The 15,637-nt window shown below is 71.2% G+C and carries 14 protein-coding genes and 1 pseudogene; 8 read left to right on the top strand and 7 right to left on the bottom strand.

The window, feature by feature from the left end; genetic code table 11:
• Window positions 1-10: 10 nt before the first annotated feature.
• Both AC2XR2_RS35175 and AC2XR2_RS35170 read right to left on the bottom strand, forming a co-directional pair.
• Complete coding sequence (locus AC2XR2_RS35175; protein WP_491517250.1) at window positions 11-1,021, bottom strand: tyrosinase family protein; 1,011 nt, start codon at window positions 1,019-1,021, stop codon at window positions 11-13.
• Window positions 996-1,373 carry a hypothetical protein gene (locus AC2XR2_RS35170; RefSeq protein WP_381307863.1) on the bottom strand — a complete coding sequence of 126 codons (378 nt, stop codon included), beginning with the start codon at window positions 1,371-1,373 and terminating at the stop codon, window positions 996-998. Before AC2XR2_RS35170 ends, AC2XR2_RS35175 begins: the two co-directional genes overlap by 26 nt.
• Before the next feature lie 598 nt (window positions 1,374-1,971).
• Here AC2XR2_RS35170 and AC2XR2_RS35165 point away from each other — a divergent pair.
• Complete coding sequence (locus AC2XR2_RS35165) at window positions 1,972-2,847, top strand: carbon-nitrogen hydrolase family protein (protein WP_491517249.1); 876 nt, start codon at window positions 1,972-1,974, stop codon at window positions 2,845-2,847.
• Between the two features lie 177 nt (window positions 2,848-3,024).
• The gene (locus AC2XR2_RS35160; RefSeq protein WP_491517248.1) at window positions 3,025-5,664 is read left to right on the top strand and encodes a beta propeller repeat protein; all 2,640 of its coding nucleotides are present in this window, start codon (window positions 3,025-3,027) and stop codon (window positions 5,662-5,664) included.
• A gap of 68 nt (window positions 5,665-5,732) precedes the next feature.
• Here the strand turns inward: AC2XR2_RS35160 and AC2XR2_RS35155 are convergent, their stop codons facing one another.
• The 3 genes from AC2XR2_RS35155 to AC2XR2_RS35145 form a co-directional block, all read right to left on the bottom strand.
• Complete coding sequence (locus AC2XR2_RS35155; protein ID WP_381302957.1) at window positions 5,733-6,053, bottom strand: acetyl-CoA synthetase; 321 nt, start codon at window positions 6,051-6,053, stop codon at window positions 5,733-5,735.
• Window positions 6,054-6,069: 16 nt separating this feature from the next.
• The gene (locus AC2XR2_RS35150) at window positions 6,070-6,303 is read right to left on the bottom strand and encodes a hypothetical protein (RefSeq protein ID WP_491517247.1); all 234 of its coding nucleotides are present in this window, start codon (window positions 6,301-6,303) and stop codon (window positions 6,070-6,072) included.
• 144 nt (window positions 6,304-6,447) lie between these two features.
• Window positions 6,448-6,897, bottom strand: coding sequence for a hypothetical protein (locus tag AC2XR2_RS35145; RefSeq protein ID WP_381302959.1), 450 nt, complete (start codon window positions 6,895-6,897; stop codon window positions 6,448-6,450).
• Between the two features lie 241 nt (window positions 6,898-7,138).
• On the opposite strand from AC2XR2_RS35145, the gene gad reads away from it, so the two are divergent.
• A complete protein-coding gene (gad, locus tag AC2XR2_RS35140; protein ID WP_491517246.1) occupies window positions 7,139-8,506 on the top strand; it encodes a glutamate decarboxylase in 1,368 nt (455 codons plus the stop codon).
• Here the strand turns inward: gad and AC2XR2_RS35135 are convergent.
• Window positions 8,500-8,853, bottom strand: coding sequence for an iron chaperone (locus AC2XR2_RS35135; RefSeq protein WP_449349320.1), 354 nt, complete (start codon window positions 8,851-8,853; stop codon window positions 8,500-8,502). The two genes, gad and AC2XR2_RS35135, sit on opposite strands and share 7 nt — an antisense overlap.
• Before the next feature lie 104 nt (window positions 8,854-8,957).
• Here AC2XR2_RS35135 and AC2XR2_RS35130 point away from each other — a divergent pair, with 104 nt between their 5' ends.
• The 4 genes and pseudogenes from AC2XR2_RS35130 to AC2XR2_RS35115 form a co-directional block, all read left to right on the top strand.
• Window positions 8,958-10,766, top strand: coding sequence for a methylmalonyl-CoA mutase family protein (locus AC2XR2_RS35130; protein ID WP_491517245.1), 1,809 nt, complete (start codon window positions 8,958-8,960; stop codon window positions 10,764-10,766).
• Window positions 10,766-12,943: a methylmalonyl-CoA mutase gene (scpA, locus tag AC2XR2_RS35125; protein ID WP_491517244.1), complete on the top strand. Its 2,178-nt coding sequence runs from the start codon at window positions 10,766-10,768 to the stop codon at window positions 12,941-12,943. The genes AC2XR2_RS35130 and scpA overlap by 1 nt, the downstream gene beginning before the upstream one ends.
• On the top strand, window positions 12,940-13,923 hold the full coding sequence (gene meaB / locus AC2XR2_RS35120) for a methylmalonyl Co-A mutase-associated GTPase MeaB (protein WP_491517243.1): 984 nt from the start codon (window positions 12,940-12,942) through the stop codon (window positions 13,921-13,923). Before scpA ends, meaB begins: the two co-directional genes overlap by 4 nt.
• Before the next feature lie 116 nt (window positions 13,924-14,039).
• A pseudogene (locus AC2XR2_RS35115) lies at window positions 14,040-14,352 on the top strand (helix-turn-helix domain-containing protein); the annotation flags it as partial.
• A gap of 19 nt (window positions 14,353-14,371) precedes the next feature.
• Here the strand turns inward: AC2XR2_RS35115 and AC2XR2_RS35110 are convergent.
• Complete coding sequence (locus AC2XR2_RS35110) at window positions 14,372-15,148, bottom strand: ANTAR domain-containing protein (RefSeq protein ID WP_491517242.1); 777 nt, start codon at window positions 15,146-15,148, stop codon at window positions 14,372-14,374.
• Window positions 15,149-15,278: 130 nt separating this feature from the next.
• Here AC2XR2_RS35110 and AC2XR2_RS35105 point away from each other — a divergent pair, with 130 nt between their 5' ends.
• Window positions 15,279-15,635, top strand: coding sequence for a helix-turn-helix transcriptional regulator (locus AC2XR2_RS35105; protein ID WP_381302966.1), 357 nt, complete (start codon window positions 15,279-15,281; stop codon window positions 15,633-15,635).
• Window positions 15,636-15,637 lie beyond the last annotated feature (2 nt).

The following is a 15,637-nucleotide window of genomic DNA, read 5'->3' as shown; positions in this document are numbered from 1 at the left end:
GGGCGGGTGCTCACGGCAGGACGTCGTACGTGAAGAGGTTCGTCGCGTCCAGGACCGTCCCGGGCGTCGCCGCTCCGCCGAGCGGGGAGATGATCGGGTCGTCGATGCGATGGCCCTTCAGGGTGGCCGGTGCCGTCTGGCCGGGCAGGTAGGTGCGGCCATGGCGGCTCATCCAGCCCTCCCAGATCCGGTCCACGTTGCAGTGGTGCAGGTAGAAGACGGGATCGTTGGGGGACGACGCGAGTCCCATGTCCCGGCCGATCCAGGCGTGCACCTGGTTGTGCAGGCCGTAGGGATTCCAGCCTTCGAGGCAGTTGCGGAAGCCCTTTGACGTCCGGTCCCACGGGGTGAAGTCGTAGGTGGCCAGGCTCGGGTTCCCTCCCGGCGCGCCCGCGTGGAGCGCGGCCGACACGTGGTCGTGGGTGGGCAGGGAGTCCTCGTCGGCGCCGAACGCCCGCCGGAGTCCGCGGTCGACCTGGACGAGTTCAAGGTTCTGGTTGGTGGCGATCCGAACGCGGAAACCGTTCGGGGCGGCCGGCTTGAAGGCGAAGGGACCGTCCATGACTGTGGGCGCGAGCAGAGTGCCGGTTCCGCCCATGCAGTCGGGTTGCCAGAACGCGGAGTTCTTCGGGTGATCGAGCTCTCCGTCCTCCGCCCAGTCCCAGTACGGCAGGCCGAACCCCGTGTCGCCCAGGACCCGTTGCAGATTGGCCTCGAACAGGTTGAGCATGACCCGATGCCAGGGCAGGAAGATCGGGCCCATGTGCGCGGCGTTCCGCATCTTGGGGTTTCCTCCCGGCGGGACGGGGGTGCGCATGGCCCAGATGTGCCAGATCACGAAGAGGTCGTACGTCCGGACCGGGGCCGCGGGTCCACCGATTCCGAAGTCGGCTGTGGTGAACGCCGAGTTCTCCTGCTTCAGCAGCTGGACGCCTGCGATGTAGGCGTCCCGCGCCACCGTGTCGGTGAGGATGTTCTTGCGGACCACGGCCATCTCAACCGCCTCCGTGGTGATGGCCACCGTGGCCGTCCGAGGGCGGGTGGTCCGGGGTGTCGGGCGGCTCGGGATATTCCTCGGGATAGTTGTCTATCAGGGCGCGCACCGTGTCGATGGCGGACCGGAACTGATAGGCGGGCAGGGCGTGGCAGTGCAGCTGCCCGTTGTTGTCCACGCCGACGTGGGCCGGCACGGGGTTGCCGTCGACGGTGATCTCGTAGGTGGTGGTGACGACGATCCGATGGCCCCGGTGCAGGTCGGTACGGACCGTGCTGGCGGGGCCGTGGTCGTGGCCTGTCGGCGGCCGGGGCAGGCTGCGCAGGTAACTGCCGAGTTGTTCCGGTGCGGCGGCAGCGGTCAGGTCTGGTCGATCCATGGCGTGCTCCCGGGAATCCGTGGTCGGGCGGCAAGGAGCGGACCCTCCGACTTCAACCGTCCCGCAAAAGCCGGCGCAGCGCATCCCCGCACGCGCCTGCGGCCCGCCGTACCCGCGACACCGACACCGGGGGCCTCGTGCTCCACTTCGGTGCCGTATGCCGGCTGGACGTGGGGGTCAGCTCCTACGACTGATTGCCGACCCGCCGCCGACCGGGAGGACCAAAGCAGGTGGGCCGTGCCATTCCCCCGGCTCGCTCGGCGTGTTGGGGAAAGTTGACGGAGTTTGTGGGTGACGGCATCATGACCGACTGCGTGGCCTACGCCGAACCTCCCGTGACCGTCCCCAGCGCGGTCCCCCGTCGGAGGCAAAGGGACCAGCGTCTCAGGCCGTTGTTGCAGCCCGATCGCCTCGGGCGAGGTTGCTGGGGAGCCGTCGCTCAGGGGCGTGGAAGGCCGCGATGACAGCCCGTGGGAACTTCAAGCGCCAGGTGCGTGCCCGCGCCGCCAAGACAGGTGAGTCCTACACGGCCGCCCTGCGGCACTTCCGTCAGACTTCCTCAGGAGACGTCATGTCGGAAGCAAGGAATGCCCGGAGCGTGCGGCTTGCGGTAGCGCAGACGCTCGTACGAGAAGACCCCCGGGACGTCGAGGCGTTGCGCGAGAGCGGGCGTGAAGTGCGGGCTCTGATGCGCGAGGCCGGCGGTCAGGGCGCGCGGATCGTGCACTTCCCGGAAGGCGCGCTCTGCTTTCCCAGCAAGGTCGTCATGTCCGTCGACGGCCCCGAAGCGGTCGGTCCGGCGGACTGGGACCGGTGCCAGTGGCCGGTGCTCCGGTCCGAGCTGGCCGCGATCGCCGAGCTGGCCCGTGAGTTGGGGTTGTGGACGGTGATTCCGTCGGTGCACCGGCTGACCGGGCCGAACCGTCCGCACAACAGCCTGTACGTCATCTCCGATCGCGGCGGGGTCGTCACGCGCTACGACGAGCGCCTCCTGTCGCACACGAAGGTCTCGTACATGTACTCGCCGGGGGTCTCACCGGTGACCTTCGAGGTCGACGGTGTGCGCTTCGGTTGCCTGCTCGGTATGGAGATCCACTACCCGGAGTTGTTCGCGGAGTACGAGAAACTGGACGTCGGCTGCGTCCTGTTCTCCACCAGCGGCACCCCGGGGAACACCGCCGCCCAGGCCCAGGGGCACGCCGCGGTCAACAGCTACTGGGTCAGCCTGTCGGTGCCCGCGCAGCTCAGCGTCACCGCGCCCGCCGGAATCGTCGCCCCCAACGGTGACTGGCTCGCACGGTGCCCCGCTGACGGTTCGCCGGCGGTGGCCGTCGTGGAACTGGACGACGGTTCCGAAGCCGCCGCCGACGCGGTGACGTTCGGGCGTCCCTGGCGTCGTAAGGCACGCACGGGCATCTACGCGGAGCATCAGGTGGACGACCCGCGCAGCGACGACCGGACAGCGGCTTTCTGATCCGTACCGCTGCCTGCTGATCCAGCGTCACGGGCTGCCGGTCCGGCACGGTGACGTCATGCCTTTTCCAACCTGGTGGCAGGTTCCGGTCAAAGCATGCTCAAGTGCCGGACCCTGCCCGGCACCGGTGGTCGGGTTCTCCACGTCGGCTGTACGACCACCTTTCCGGAGGACCCGGTGTCAGCACCCACCCGCAAGAGACGATGGCTCACGCTCTGCGCCATCTCCGCATCCGCCGTACTCGTCGCGACACCCGCGGGAGCCGCGTCCGGCCGGGGCGCCGTCCCCTTCGGCGTCCGTACGATCGACCAACTCGCCGCCCAGCGCGCGCAGTCCACCAGTGCGCTGAGTCCCAAGGTGGCGGAGGACGACGACGGCAACGAGGCCGACGAGATAGCAGAGGGGGCGGACCAGTACGCCGAGGCCCGCACCTCGCCCGGCATCGTCGCCCCCGGCGCGTACGGCGCCGCCTGGAGCAGTCTCGCCGATCTGCCGTCCACCGGCGGCAGTTGGCACAACATCACCGACCTGCCGTACAACTCCGACGACCCCCGCTACCGCGACATCGACTCCAACTCCAGTGGCGGCTCCGGGAATGTCACCGGCCGGATGGCCGCGATCGCCGCCGACGACGACGGGTACGTGTACGCGGGCAGCGCCGGCGGCGGTGTCTGGCGGTCCGGGCGCGGCGGCGGGCACTGGCAGCCGATCAGCGACAAGCTGCCCTCCCAGTCCACCGGCGCGCTCGCGCTCGACAGCGGCGGGCGGCTGTGGCTGGGCACGGGCGAGGCGACGACCAACGCGGACGCCTACCTCGGCAGCGGTGTCTACGTCCTGTCCGATCCGCACCACGGCACCTTCTCCACCCGCAGCCGGGTCGGCGGCGACCAGCTGGAGTCCACCACCATCCACGAGCTGCGCTTCGGTGGCGGCAAGGTGTGGGCGGCGACCAGCGAGGGCGTGTGGAGCCACTCCACGAAGACGCTGAAGGGCGCGTGGAAGCTGGAGTACGCGCCCAACCCCGACTATCTGCCGGGTGCTTCGAAGGCCGACGACCCCGACGCGCCGTACAAGAACATCACCAACGACATCGCGATCGACCCCAAGAACCCGAGCAGGGTCGTGCTCGCCGTCGGCTGGCGCAGCGGGGACGACTACAACGGCTTCTACACCAAGGTGGGCGGCACCTGGACCCGCATCACCAGCGGCTTCGGCGACCTGCCCACCGACCCGGACGACGTCGGCAGCGTCACCTTCGCCCGCTCCGCGGACGGCTCCCGGTACTACGCCGTCGACCAGTCCCCCGAGCAGCTGAACACCAACCCGGACAGCGGACTCGAGGGCATCTACAGTGCCGCCTCGCCGTTCGGTCCCTGGAAGCAGATCGCCGACTACAAGGGGCTGGCCGCCGACGGTTCGGCGCTGACCTCCAGCGGCTACATGCCCGGCGTGCAGGCCTGGTACAACCAGTTCCTCACCGTCGACCCGAGCGACCCGGACCACGTGTACGCGGGCCTCGAGGAGGTCTACGAGACCAAGGACGGCGGCTCCACCTGGTCGACCGTCGGCCCGTACTGGAACTTCACGTTCCCCTGCTGGTCCATCGACCCCGCCAAGCAGTCCGGCGACTGCAACCAGACCACCCACTCCGACCAGCACGGCGTCGCCATCGGCCGCTACCACGGCAAGAGCTTCGTGTACGTCGGCAACGACGGCGGTGTCTACAAGCGCCCGGTGAACGGCTCCCAGGACGCCTCCGGTCACGCCACCGACTGGACCTCCCTGAACGACGGCACCATCGACACCCTCCAGTACTACTCGGTGGGCATCGGCAAGGACCTGGCCCACGGCGGTGTCTCCGTCACCGGTGGCCTTCAGGACAACGGCCAGTCCATCCTGCGCAGCAACGACAAGGTCATGGGCTCCAACTTCGGCGGCGACGGCGGCGACACGCTCACCGACCCGGCCAACGGCTGCGACATCGCCCAGGAGTACGTGTACCTCGCCATCCAGGTGACCCAGAACTGCGCGGTCAACGACGGCAGTTGGCTCACCGACCCGGGCAAGGCGACGTCGTACGGTGTCGCCCCGCCCGACAACGCCACCGGTGAGGCCCGCTTCATCGCCCCGCTCGCGGCCGACGCGAAGAACAGCTCGACCTGGATCGCGGGCGGCCGGCACATCTGGGTGCAGACCCACGGTTACGCCATCCGCAGCGGCGACGAGTGGAAGAGCCTGTACGACCTCGGCGAGGGCCGCACCGCGACCGCCGTCGCCGTCTCGGGCGGCAAGGTGTACGCGGCCTGGTGCGGGCCCTGCAACAACCAGGGCTTCGCCCGGGGCATCGCGGTCGGCAACACGGACGGCACCGGCTGGCACGACATCGCCCTGCCCGCCACCGGCGCGAACGGCACGGTGCCCAACCGCTACCTCAGCGGGTTCGCCGTCGACCCGAAGAACGCCGACCACGTCTACCTCACGGTCAGCGGCTTCTCCCGGCAGTGGACCGAGGGACCGGGTGCCGGGGTGGGCCATGTCTTCGAGTCGAAGGACGGCGGCACCACCTGGAAGGACGTCTCGGCGAACCTTCCCGACGTGCCGGCCGACTCCGCGGTCGTCACCCCGAACGGCGGCCTCGCCGTCGCCACCGACCTCGGCGTCGTCTACCGGGCGCCGGGCCGCACCTCGTGGCAGCGGGTCGGTTCGCTTCCGGCCGTCGCCGTGCTCCAGCTGAAGCTGAGCCCCGACGGCCGCACGCTGTACGCGGCCACCCACGGCCGCGGCATCTACACCATCCCGGTGCGCGACTGCGGCTGACGCACGCCGTGCCGTGAGCGAGGGGGTCCCGCGGGTTGCCGGGGGACCCCCTCCTCATGCGTACCGGGTCACCGCTCCCGCGCGTACGGCGTCACCGTCACGTCGAGCGTGAACGCGACCCCTCCGGTACCCGCCACATCCGGCTCCCTCGCCGACACGCCGATCTCGGCGCTGCCGCCCCGGGTGCCGGCGGACCGCAGCGAGATGTGCGCGGTGCCGTCGGCGGCCACGCGCCGGCCGGACACCAGGACGAGGACCGGCGCGGAGCTGCGCACCGCCGTCCACCGCTTGCCGTCCGTACGGGGCCGTAGGACCAGGGAGACGACCGTCCCGGGCCGCACGCACACCTGCCGCCGGACGGGGTCACCGGGAGCGACGGTGATCTCCACCTGTCCGGAACGACAGTCACCGGCCGCGGGAGAGGGCGGCGTAGGCGCGGAAGCAGGCGGCGAAGCCGCGGTGGAGGGCGAAGCCGCGGTGGAGGGCGAAACCGCGGTGGAGGGCGAAACCGCGGTGGAGGGCGAAGCCCCGGTGGACGTCGAGGCCCCTGTGGACGGCGAACGCGGCACCGGTGTCGCCGCCCCACCACCGCCCGACGTCCCGCACGCCGCCAGCACGCTCACCGCGGCGATCGCGCATCCTCCGGCCCACCACCACCGCATCACCGCACCTCCGAACCGTTCTCCCACCCTCCCCCCAGCATGCTCCGCCGACCCGGCGTGGCCGCCGCCCCTGCCAAGAAGCGGCGCCCCCCGACACGACACGAGCGAGAAGACCCGGAGGTCACGACCCCCCGTGGCGGATGTCCCCACCGGAGTCCCCGGGCGCCGCGGCGCCAGTGACGGCCAGGCGTCGGTACGCGGCGCGGGCGTGGCCCAGGCGGGCCAGAGCCGTGCCGGTGAGGGCGGCGGTGAGCAGGCAGGTGAGCCAGAAGGTGTCGCGCTGTCCGGACCAACTGAGCGTGCCCGCGGGCGGGATGGCGAATCCGTTGAGGAAGAGCCAGCACAGCAGTGCCGTACCGGGAGCCGCCGCGAAGCGGGCGCACCAGCCCAGCAGGGAGGCCAGCAGGGACAGGACGGCGAGGGCGAGCGCGGGCCGGCCCGGGCCGATGAGCGCGTTCGCCGCCGCCACGAGCAGGAGGGAGCCGGCGAAGGCCGCGGACCACACCAGCGTCGTGGACGCCGGTTCGGGGACGGGCCGCGCACCCGTCCGCAGGGACATCCACTCGACCACGGTTCGACTCCTTCCGGCAGGCCGGCCGAACACAGCCTTCCACGCCGCGGCGGTTCGCGGGAGTGCGGGTTCGGCCGGAACGGGGTGCCGCCGGGTCGTCTGTATGTACAAGGGAAAATCCGGTTCATCAGTGCGCAAATGGATCACTGGATCGGTGGAATCGGCACGGATGCGGGCCCTCGCGGCGATCTAGCGTCGGACCGCACGGGGCCGTACGAGCCAGAAAGGCATCGAGTCACTCATGCCCATGCCGCACACCGACGTCATGCCCGCCATCGAGTTCGACACCCTGACCACCGGGCCCGAACGGGACCGACCCCCCGCCGACCTCCTCCTGCCGCCGGTCGACGAGCTGCCCGCGGCCATGTCGGAGCCCGAGGCGGTCTGCCGCCGGGTCCGCGACGAGCTGATGCTCGACGGCAACGCCCGGCTCAACCTCGCCACCTTCGTCACCACGTGGATGGAGCCGCAGGCACGGGAGTTGATGGCGGAGACGGCCGAGAAGAACCTCGCCGACCGCGCGGAGTACCCGCAGATCACGGCGATGGAGGAGCGCTGTGTGCGGATGCTCGCCCGGCTCTGGCACGCGCCGCGTCCGGAGCTGGTCCGCGGCTGCTCCACCACCGGTTCCAGCGAGGCCGCGATGCTCGGCGGGCTCGCGCTCAAGCGCCGCTGGCAGGGCCGCCGCCGCGCCCAGGGCAGGGACACCGCGCGCCCGAACCTGGTGATGGGCTCGAACGTGCAGGTGTGCTGGAAGAAGTTCGCCAACTACTTCGAGGTGGAGCCGCGGTACGTCCCGATGGAGCCGGGCCGCTACCACCTCACGCCCGACGCCCTCACCGCCCACTGCGACGACAACACCATCGGCGTGGTGACGGTCCTCGGCTCCACGTTCGACGGCTCGTACGAACCCGTCGCGGACATCTGCCTGGCCCTGGACGGCTACCAGGCCGCCACGGGCACCGACATCCCCGTGCACGTCGACGGCGCGTCCGGCGCCATGGTGGCCCCCTTCCTCGACCCGGGCCTGATGTGGGACTTCCAGCTGGAACGGGTGGCGTCCATCAACACCTCCGGCCACAAGTACGGGCATGTCTTCCCCGGCCTCGGCTGGGCCCTGTGGCGCGACGCCGAGGCCCTCCCCGGCGACCTGGTCTTCGAGGTCGACTACCTCGGCGGCAGCTCCCCGAGCTTCACCCTCAACTTCTCGCGTCCGGGCGCGCACGTCGTCGCGCAGTACTACAGCTTCCTGCGGTACGGCTTCGAGGGGCTGCGCGACCTGGCGGCGCGGAGCCGTACGACGGCCCGGGCGCTCGCCGCCCGGATCGCGGCCATCGACCCGTACGAGCTGGTCACGGACGGTTCCGAACTCCCCGCGTTCGCCTTCCGGGTGGCGCCCGGCACCGAGGGGCTCACGGTGTTCGACGTCTCCCGGGCCATGCGTGCCCGGGGCTGGCACCTGCCCGCGTACACCTTCCCGGCGCCCTGCCAGGACGTCTCGGTGCTGCGTGTGGTCGTACGCACCGGATTCACCGCTGAACTCGCCGGCATGTTCGTCGCCGACCTGACGGAGGTCACCAGGCGCCTGCACACCGACCGGCTTCAGTGAGCGGTGCCGGGGCCCAGTGAGGCGCGGACGAGGACCGTCAGCTCGTCGTCGGTGATGTCCGCCGCCTCCCGGGACCGCAGCCGGAGGGTGCCCTTCCCGCTGAGGAGCCCCGGGTGCCGGGAGAGGAGGGCGGCGCCGGCGTCCGCGTCCCAGCCGTAGACCGAGACGCCGTGCCGCCACACGCCCACGTGCAGCCGCCGGTCCCCGACCCGGTACGTGGGCATCCCGTAGGACAGCACGACGGTCGCCTCGGGGTACGCCCGCAGGATCAGCCGGTGCAGCCGGTCGAAGAGCGGTCGGTGCTCGGAGGCGATGCCGTCGATGTAGCTCTGCGCTTCAGCGTCCATACGTCCCATTTGTACAGGGGAGACCGGCGTCACAGTGTCGTTGCGGGCAAGGTCACAGCCGTGCCCTCTGCTGCTCCTTTGGCCGTCTGGCCTAGCATCCGAGCATGACGGTCCTGCCTGACGACGGGCTCTCGCTGGCCGCCGAGTTCCCTGACGCGAACCTTGAACAGTGGCACGGCCTGGTGGCCGGTGTCCTGCGCAAGTCGGGCAAGGAAGTCTCCGGCACGGCAGCTGAGGACGCCCTGTCCACCGCGCTCGAGGACGGGCTGCGCACCCGCCCCCTGTACACCGCGCACGACTCGGCGCCCGAACCCGGCTTCCCCGGCTTCGCCCCCTTCGTGCGGGGCGCCCGGGCCGAGGGGAACACCGCCGGCGGCTGGGACGTACGGCAGCGGCACGCGGTCGCCGACAACGCGGCGGTGCTCACGGACCTGGAGAACGGCGTCACCTCGCTGTGGCTGGTCGTCGGCGAGGGCGGCATCCCGGTCGCGTCCCTGGGCCGGGTGCTCGACGGCGTCTACCTCGACCTCGCACCGGTCGCCCTCGACGCGGGCGGTCAATTCGCCGAGGCCGCCGAGGAGTTGCTGCGGCTCTACGGCGAGCGCGGCATCGCCGGCGAGTCCGCGCGCGGCAGCCTCGGCGCCGACCCGCTGGGCCACGAGGCCGGTACCGGCGAGGCGTTGGACTTCGCGCCGGTCGTCCCGCTCGCGCGCAGGTGCGCCGAGGAGTACCCGGGGCTGCGGGCGCTGACCGTGGACGCGCTGCCGTACCACGAGGCCGGCGGTTCGGCCGCGCAGGAGCTGGGCGCCTCGATCGCCACCGGTGTCGCCTATCTGCGCGGGCTCACGGAAGCGGGTCTGAGCGTCGAACAGGCCTTCTCGCAGCTGGAGTTCCGGTACGCGGCGACGGCCGACCAGTTCCTGACCATCGCCAAGCTGCGGGCGGCCCGCCGACTGTGGGCCCGGGTCGCCGAGGTGTGCGGGGCGCCCGGCGCGGGCGCGCAGGCGCAGCACGCCGTGGTGTCGCCGGTGATGATGACCCGCCGCGACCCGTGGGTGAACATGCTGCGGGCGACGATCGCCACGCTGGCGGCCGGAGTCGGCGGCGCCGAGGCCGTGACCGTGCTGCCCTTCGACCACGCGCTCGGTCTCCCGGACGCGTTCGCCCGCCGTATCGCCCGCAACACCTCGACGATCCTGGTCGAGGAGTCGCACCTGTCCCGGGTGATCGACCCGGCGGGCGGCTCCTGGTACGTGGAGCGACTGACCGACGAACTCGCCGAGTCCGCCTGGCGGTTCTTCCGCACGATCGAACGCGACGGCGGCCAGGCGGCCGTCCTGCGCTCCGGCCGGCTCCGCACGGACCTGGCGACGACGTGGGCGCAGCGCTCCAAGCGGCTCGCCACCCGCCGCGAACCCATCACCGGCGTCAGCGAGTTCCCGCACCTCGGCGAGAAGCCCGTGGAGCGTGCCGCCGCGCCCGAGTCCCGGACCGGCGGTCTGCCCCGCGTGCGGCGCGACGAGGCCTACGAGGAACTGCGGGCCCGGTCCGACGCCCATCTCGCGGCCACCGGGTCCCGGCCCCGCGTCTTCCTTGCCGCGCTCGGCCCCGCCGCCGCCCACACCGCGCGCCTGACCTTCGCCGCGAACCTCTTCCAGGCCGGCGGCATCGAGCCCGTCACCGAGGGCACCTTCGAGGACAGCGGCGCCACCGAGGCCTGCCTGTGCTCCAGCGACGCGCTGTACGAGGAGCAGGCCGAGGGGGTCGCGGAAGCCCTCAAGGCGGCAGGCGCGCAGTACGTGTTCCTCGCCGGGCGTCCCGGGCAGTACTCCGGCGTGGACTCCTACGTCTTCGCGGGCTGCGACGCAGTAGCCGTGCTCACCGCCACCCTCGACCGCATGGGAGTGTCCTGATGTCCAGCATCCCCGACTTCACCGGGATCGAGCTGGGGACCCCGGCCGCCGACGGCGGCGCCGACGAGTGGCGTACGGCCGTCAAGAACGCCACGCAGGAGGCCGAGCCGGTCTGGGAGACCCCGGAGGGCATCGAGGTCAAGCCGCTCTACACCGGCGCCGACCTGGAGGGCCTGGACTTCCTGGAGACGTACCCGGGCGTGGCCCCGTACCTGCGCGGGCCGTACCCCACGATGTACGTCAACCAGCCCTGGACGATCCGCCAGTACGCGGGCTTCTCCACCGCCGAGGAGTCCAACGCCTTCTACCGGCGCAACCTCGCGGCCGGTCAGAAGGGCCTGTCGGTCGCCTTCGACCTGCCCACGCACCGCGGTTACGACAGCGACCACCCGCGGGTGACCGGTGACGTCGGCATGGCGGGCGTGGCGATCGACTCGATCCTCGACATGCGGCAGCTCTTCGACGGCATCCCCCTCGACAAGATGACCGTGTCGATGACGATGAACGGCGCCGTGCTACCGGTGCTGGCGCTGTACATCGTGGCGGCGGAGGAACAGGGCGTGCCGCCCGAGAAGCTGGCCGGGACCATCCAGAACGACATCCTCAAGGAGTTCATGGTCCGCAACACCTACATCTACCCGCCGAAGCCGTCGATGCGGATCATCTCCGACATCTTCGCCTTCACCTCGCAGCGGATGCCCCGCTACAACTCCATCTCCATCTCCGGCTACCACATCCAGGAGGCGGGCGCGACGGCCGACCTGGAGCTGGCGTACACCCTCGCGGACGGCGTGGAGTACATCCGGGCGGGCCGGGAGGCGGGCCTGGACGTGGACGCGTTCGCGCCCCGGCTGTCGTTCTTCTGGGCGATCGGCATGAACTTCTTCATGGAGGTCGCCAAGTTGCGGGCGGCGCGCCTGCTGTGGGCGAAGCTGGTGAAGCAGTTCGACCCGCAGAACGCCAAGTCCCTGTCCCTGCGCACCCATTCGCAGACCTCCGGCTGGTCGCTGACCGCGCAGGACGTGTTCAACAACGTCACCCGCACCTGTGTCGAGGCGATGGCGGCGACCCAGGGCCACACCCAGTCGCTGCACACCAACGCCCTCGACGAGGCACTGGCGTTGCCCACCGACTTCTCCGCGCGCATCGCCCGCAACACCCAGCTGCTGCTCCAACAGGAGTCGGGCACCACCCGGGTCATCGACCCGTGGGGCGGCAGCGCGTACGTGGAGCGGCTGACCTACGACCTCGCCCGCAAGGCCTGGCAGCACATCCAGGAGGTCGAGGCCGCTGGCGGTATGGCCAAGGCGATCGACGCCGGCATCCCGAAGCTGCGCATCGAGGAGGCCGCGGCCCGCACCCAGGCCCGCATCGACTCCGGCCGCCAGCCTGTCATCGGCGTCAACAAGTACCGGGTGGAAACCGACGAGGCGATCGAGGTCCTCAAGGTCGACAACTCCTCCGTGCGCGCCCAGCAGATCGAGAAGCTGCGGCGGCTGCGCGCCGAGCGGGACGAGACCGCGTGCCGGGACGCCCTGGACGCGCTGACCCGGGCGGCCGACGGCGACGGCAACCTGCTGGAGCTGGCCGTGCACGCGGCCCGCGCCAAGGCCACCGTCGGCGAGATCTCCGACGCGCTGGAGAAGGTGTACGGCCGCCACGCGAGCCAGATCCGTACGATCTCCGGCGTGTACCGCAACGAAGCAGGGGAGTCGCCCTCCGTGGACCGCACCCGCGCCCTGGTGGACACCTTCGAGGAGGCCGAGGGCCGCCGGCCGCGCATCCTGGTCGCCAAGATGGGCCAGGACGGCCACGACCGCGGCCAGAAGGTGATCGCCACCGCCTTCGCCGATCTCGGCTTCGACGTGGACGTCGGCCCGCTGTTCCAGACCCCGGGCGAGGTGGCCCGCCAGGCCGTGGAGGCGGACGTGCACATCGTCGGCGTCTCGTCGCTGGCGGCCGGTCACCTCACCCTCGTACCGGCGCTGAAGGAGGCGCTGGCCGAGGAGGGCCGGGAGGACATCATGATCGTCGTCGGCGGGGTGATCCCGCCGCAGGACGTGCCCACACTGCTGGAGATGGGCGCGGCGGCCGTCTTCCCGCCGGGGACGGTGATCCCGGATGCGGCCCACGACCTCGTCCAGCGGCTCTCGGCCGACCTCGGGCACGAGCTGTGATCGATGTCGACACCTATGTGAAGGGCGTCCTCGACGGGAAGCGCGCGCTGATCGCCCGCGCGATCACTCTCGTCGAGTCCACCCGTCCCCAACACCGGGTGCTGGCACAGGAGTTGCTCACCGAGCTGCTCCCGCACAGCGGCCGGGCCCGGCGGATCGGCGTCAGCGGGGTGCCGGGCGTGGGGAAGTCGACATTCATCGACGCGTTCGGCACCCTGCTCACCTCGCTTGGGCACCGGGTGGCCGTGCTCGCCGTGGACCCGTCCTCCAGTCGCACGGGCGGCTCGATCCTCGGCGACAAAACCCGGATGGAGCGCCTGGCCGTCGACCCGGATGCCTTCGTACGGCCCTCCCCCACCGCGGGCACGCTCGGCGGGGTGGCCAAGGCGACCCGGGAGTCGATCGTGGTGATGGAGGCGGCGGGCTACGACGTCGTCCTCGTCGAGACGGTCGGCGTCGGCCAGTCGGAGACCGCCGTCGCCAACATGGTCGACTCCTTCCTGCTGCTCACCCTGGCCCGCACCGGAGACCAGTTGCAGGGCATCAAGAAGGGTGTCCTGGAGCTGGCCGACGTGATCGCCGTGAACAAGGCGGACGGCCCGCACCAGCGCGACGCGCAGGCGGCGGCACGGGAGTTGGCGGGCGCGCTGCGGCTGATGCACGGCAAGGACGCGGCCTGGGCACCGCCCGTGCTGAGTTGCAGCGCCCGTGAGTCGACGGGCCTGGACACCGTCTGGGAACGCCTCGAACAGCACCGCACCCTGCTCGACTCCACGGGCCGGCTCGCCGCCAAGCGCCGTGACCAGCAGGTGGACTGGACCTGGTCGATGGTCCGCGACGAACTCCTCGGCCGCCTGCACGCCGACCCGGCCGTCCGCGCCCTCGCCCCCGACCTCGAACAGCAGGTCAGGAACGGAGAGTTGACGGCCACACTGGCCGCCGAACGCATCCTGGGGGCGTTCGGCGCGGACGCGGACTGATTCTCACGAGGGGGGCAGCACGCGCTCAACCGATCGGTTGAACGCGGATTCCATCGCGGGGCGGCTCATCGAGCCGTACGGACGACGCGGCGGTCCGCCCGGCCGCAGCACCATAGGCCGGACCGCCGGACGACCTCTTCCGGGGCCGTGCGCAGCGCCGCGGTGGGCGGGATGGTGCTCGCGTCCGCGGTGGTCGGCGACCTCGTCGGCCAAGTGGTCGACCCGGCGCCGGAGTTGACCCGGCGGGAGCGGGAGGTCGTCCAGCTGATGGCCGCCGGCCACAGCAACCGCGCCATCGCCGCGTCCCGCTGTCTCAGCGAGGCCACCGTCAAGACCCACCTGGTGCGCGTGTACCGCAAGCCAGGCGTCGACAACCGGGCGGCGGCGGTCTCCGAGGCGGTCCGGCGGGGGCTGCTGGAATTGACGTAGTCCGCGGCTCGGGAGCCGCCTACGCCGCGGGCGGGGTGTCCGGCGATTCCAGTCCCGCCGCGTCGTCGGACGGTGTCGGTGGGGTCGCCCGGACCTTGGCCACGGCCACCGCCATCTGCTGCCGTACGTCCTCCGCGACCGGTGCTCCGTGGACGGCGCCCATCAGGTCCTCGGCGAGGTGGTGCAGCTTGGTGTTGGTGTTCTGGGAGGCGCTGACGAGCACCGTCCAGGCGTCCTCGGAGCTCAGCCCGAAGGAGGCCATCAGGATGCCGCGGGCCACGTCGATGGCCGGCCGGGTCCGCATCGCCCGGCGCAGCTGGGCGACCTCCAGACGCAACTCCTCGTCCACGTCCACGCGCGACTCCGAGTCGCCGGGGAGGGGATCGGGGACCTCGGGGAGGTCGGAGCGTGCCGGTGCGCCGGGGCTGGCCGCGCCCTCCGCCTTGAACAGCTCCCCGGCGCCCGTCAGGTCGAGCAGCCGTGCGAAGGCCGGGCCGCACGACCGGACGGTGACCGTCTTGCCCTGGTCGAGGGCCTCCCGACGCAGGTCCAGCAGGACGTTGAGCCCGGCGCAGTCGCAGAAGCCGACGCCCTCCAGGTCCAGGTCGACGCCGGTGGCGGAACGGGCGAGGGCGGCACGGAGCTGCGGCTGGAGCCACTCGGCGCCGATGTCCAGCTCACCGCGGCAGATGACGTCCACCCGGTCGCCGACCGCCACGGCCTCGATCGTGGCCAGACACGGCGGACGCACGTCCGCCGCCGTGAGGGGCTGCGCCGAGTGCGCAGGATCCGGCATGACCCTCTCCCTCATGTGCTCCGTTGCCTCGCTCACCAGATTCCCCGCGTCAACCCACATACGTCAACTAATACATGAAATTTAGTTCCGGTTTTTGAATGCGTGAACGTCAGGTCGGTAGAGTTGAACCATGGATGGAGTGCCCGAGCCACACACCGGATGGACGTTCGTCACCAACCACGCCCGCGTGCTGGCCGCAATCGCCGACAACCACAGCGCCCGGATCCGCGACATCGCCGCGCACTGCCGGCTCACCGAACGCGCCGTACAGAAGATCATTTCCGATCTGGAGCAGGACGGGTACCTCTCGCACATCAGGGAGGGCCGCACCAACACCTACCGCATCGATCCGGGCAAGGTGCTGCGGCACCCCGCCGAGGCCGGCCTGACGGTGGCGTCCCTGCTCTCCCTGCTCGTCCAGGACGAGGCGACCCGCTCCATCGCCCCCGACGGCACCGGCGAGATCGCGCAGACGTCGCGTTCATGACG

Source organism: Streptomyces sp. LS-MS-L19, from assembly GCF_058382285.1.
This window is presented reverse-complemented; position numbering and strand designations above follow the sequence as displayed.

Bases quoted from the DNA above. Each gene is read 5' to 3' on its own strand.
- AC2XR2_RS35170 (WP_381307863.1), bottom strand. From the start codon at position 1,373: ATGGATCGACCAGACCTGACCGCTGCCGCCGCACCGGAACAACTCGGC.
- AC2XR2_RS35150 (WP_491517247.1), bottom strand. From the start codon at position 6,303: ATGCGCGATCGCCGCGGTGAGCGTGCTGGCGGCGTGCGGGACGTCGGG.
- gad (WP_491517246.1), top strand. From the start codon at position 7,139: ATGCCCATGCCGCACACCGACGTCATGCCCGCCATCGAGTTCGACACC.
- AC2XR2_RS35135 (WP_449349320.1), bottom strand. From the start codon at position 8,853: ATGGACGCTGAAGCGCAGAGCTACATCGACGGCATCGCCTCCGAGCAC.
- AC2XR2_RS35130 (WP_491517245.1), top strand. From the start codon at position 8,958: ATGACGGTCCTGCCTGACGACGGGCTCTCGCTGGCCGCCGAGTTCCCT.
- scpA (WP_491517244.1), top strand. From the start codon at position 10,766: ATGTCCAGCATCCCCGACTTCACCGGGATCGAGCTGGGGACCCCGGCC.
- AC2XR2_RS35110 (WP_491517242.1), bottom strand. From the start codon at position 15,148: ATGCCGGATCCTGCGCACTCGGCGCAGCCCCTCACGGCGGCGGACGTG.
- AC2XR2_RS35105 (WP_381302966.1), top strand. From the start codon at position 15,279: ATGGATGGAGTGCCCGAGCCACACACCGGATGGACGTTCGTCACCAAC.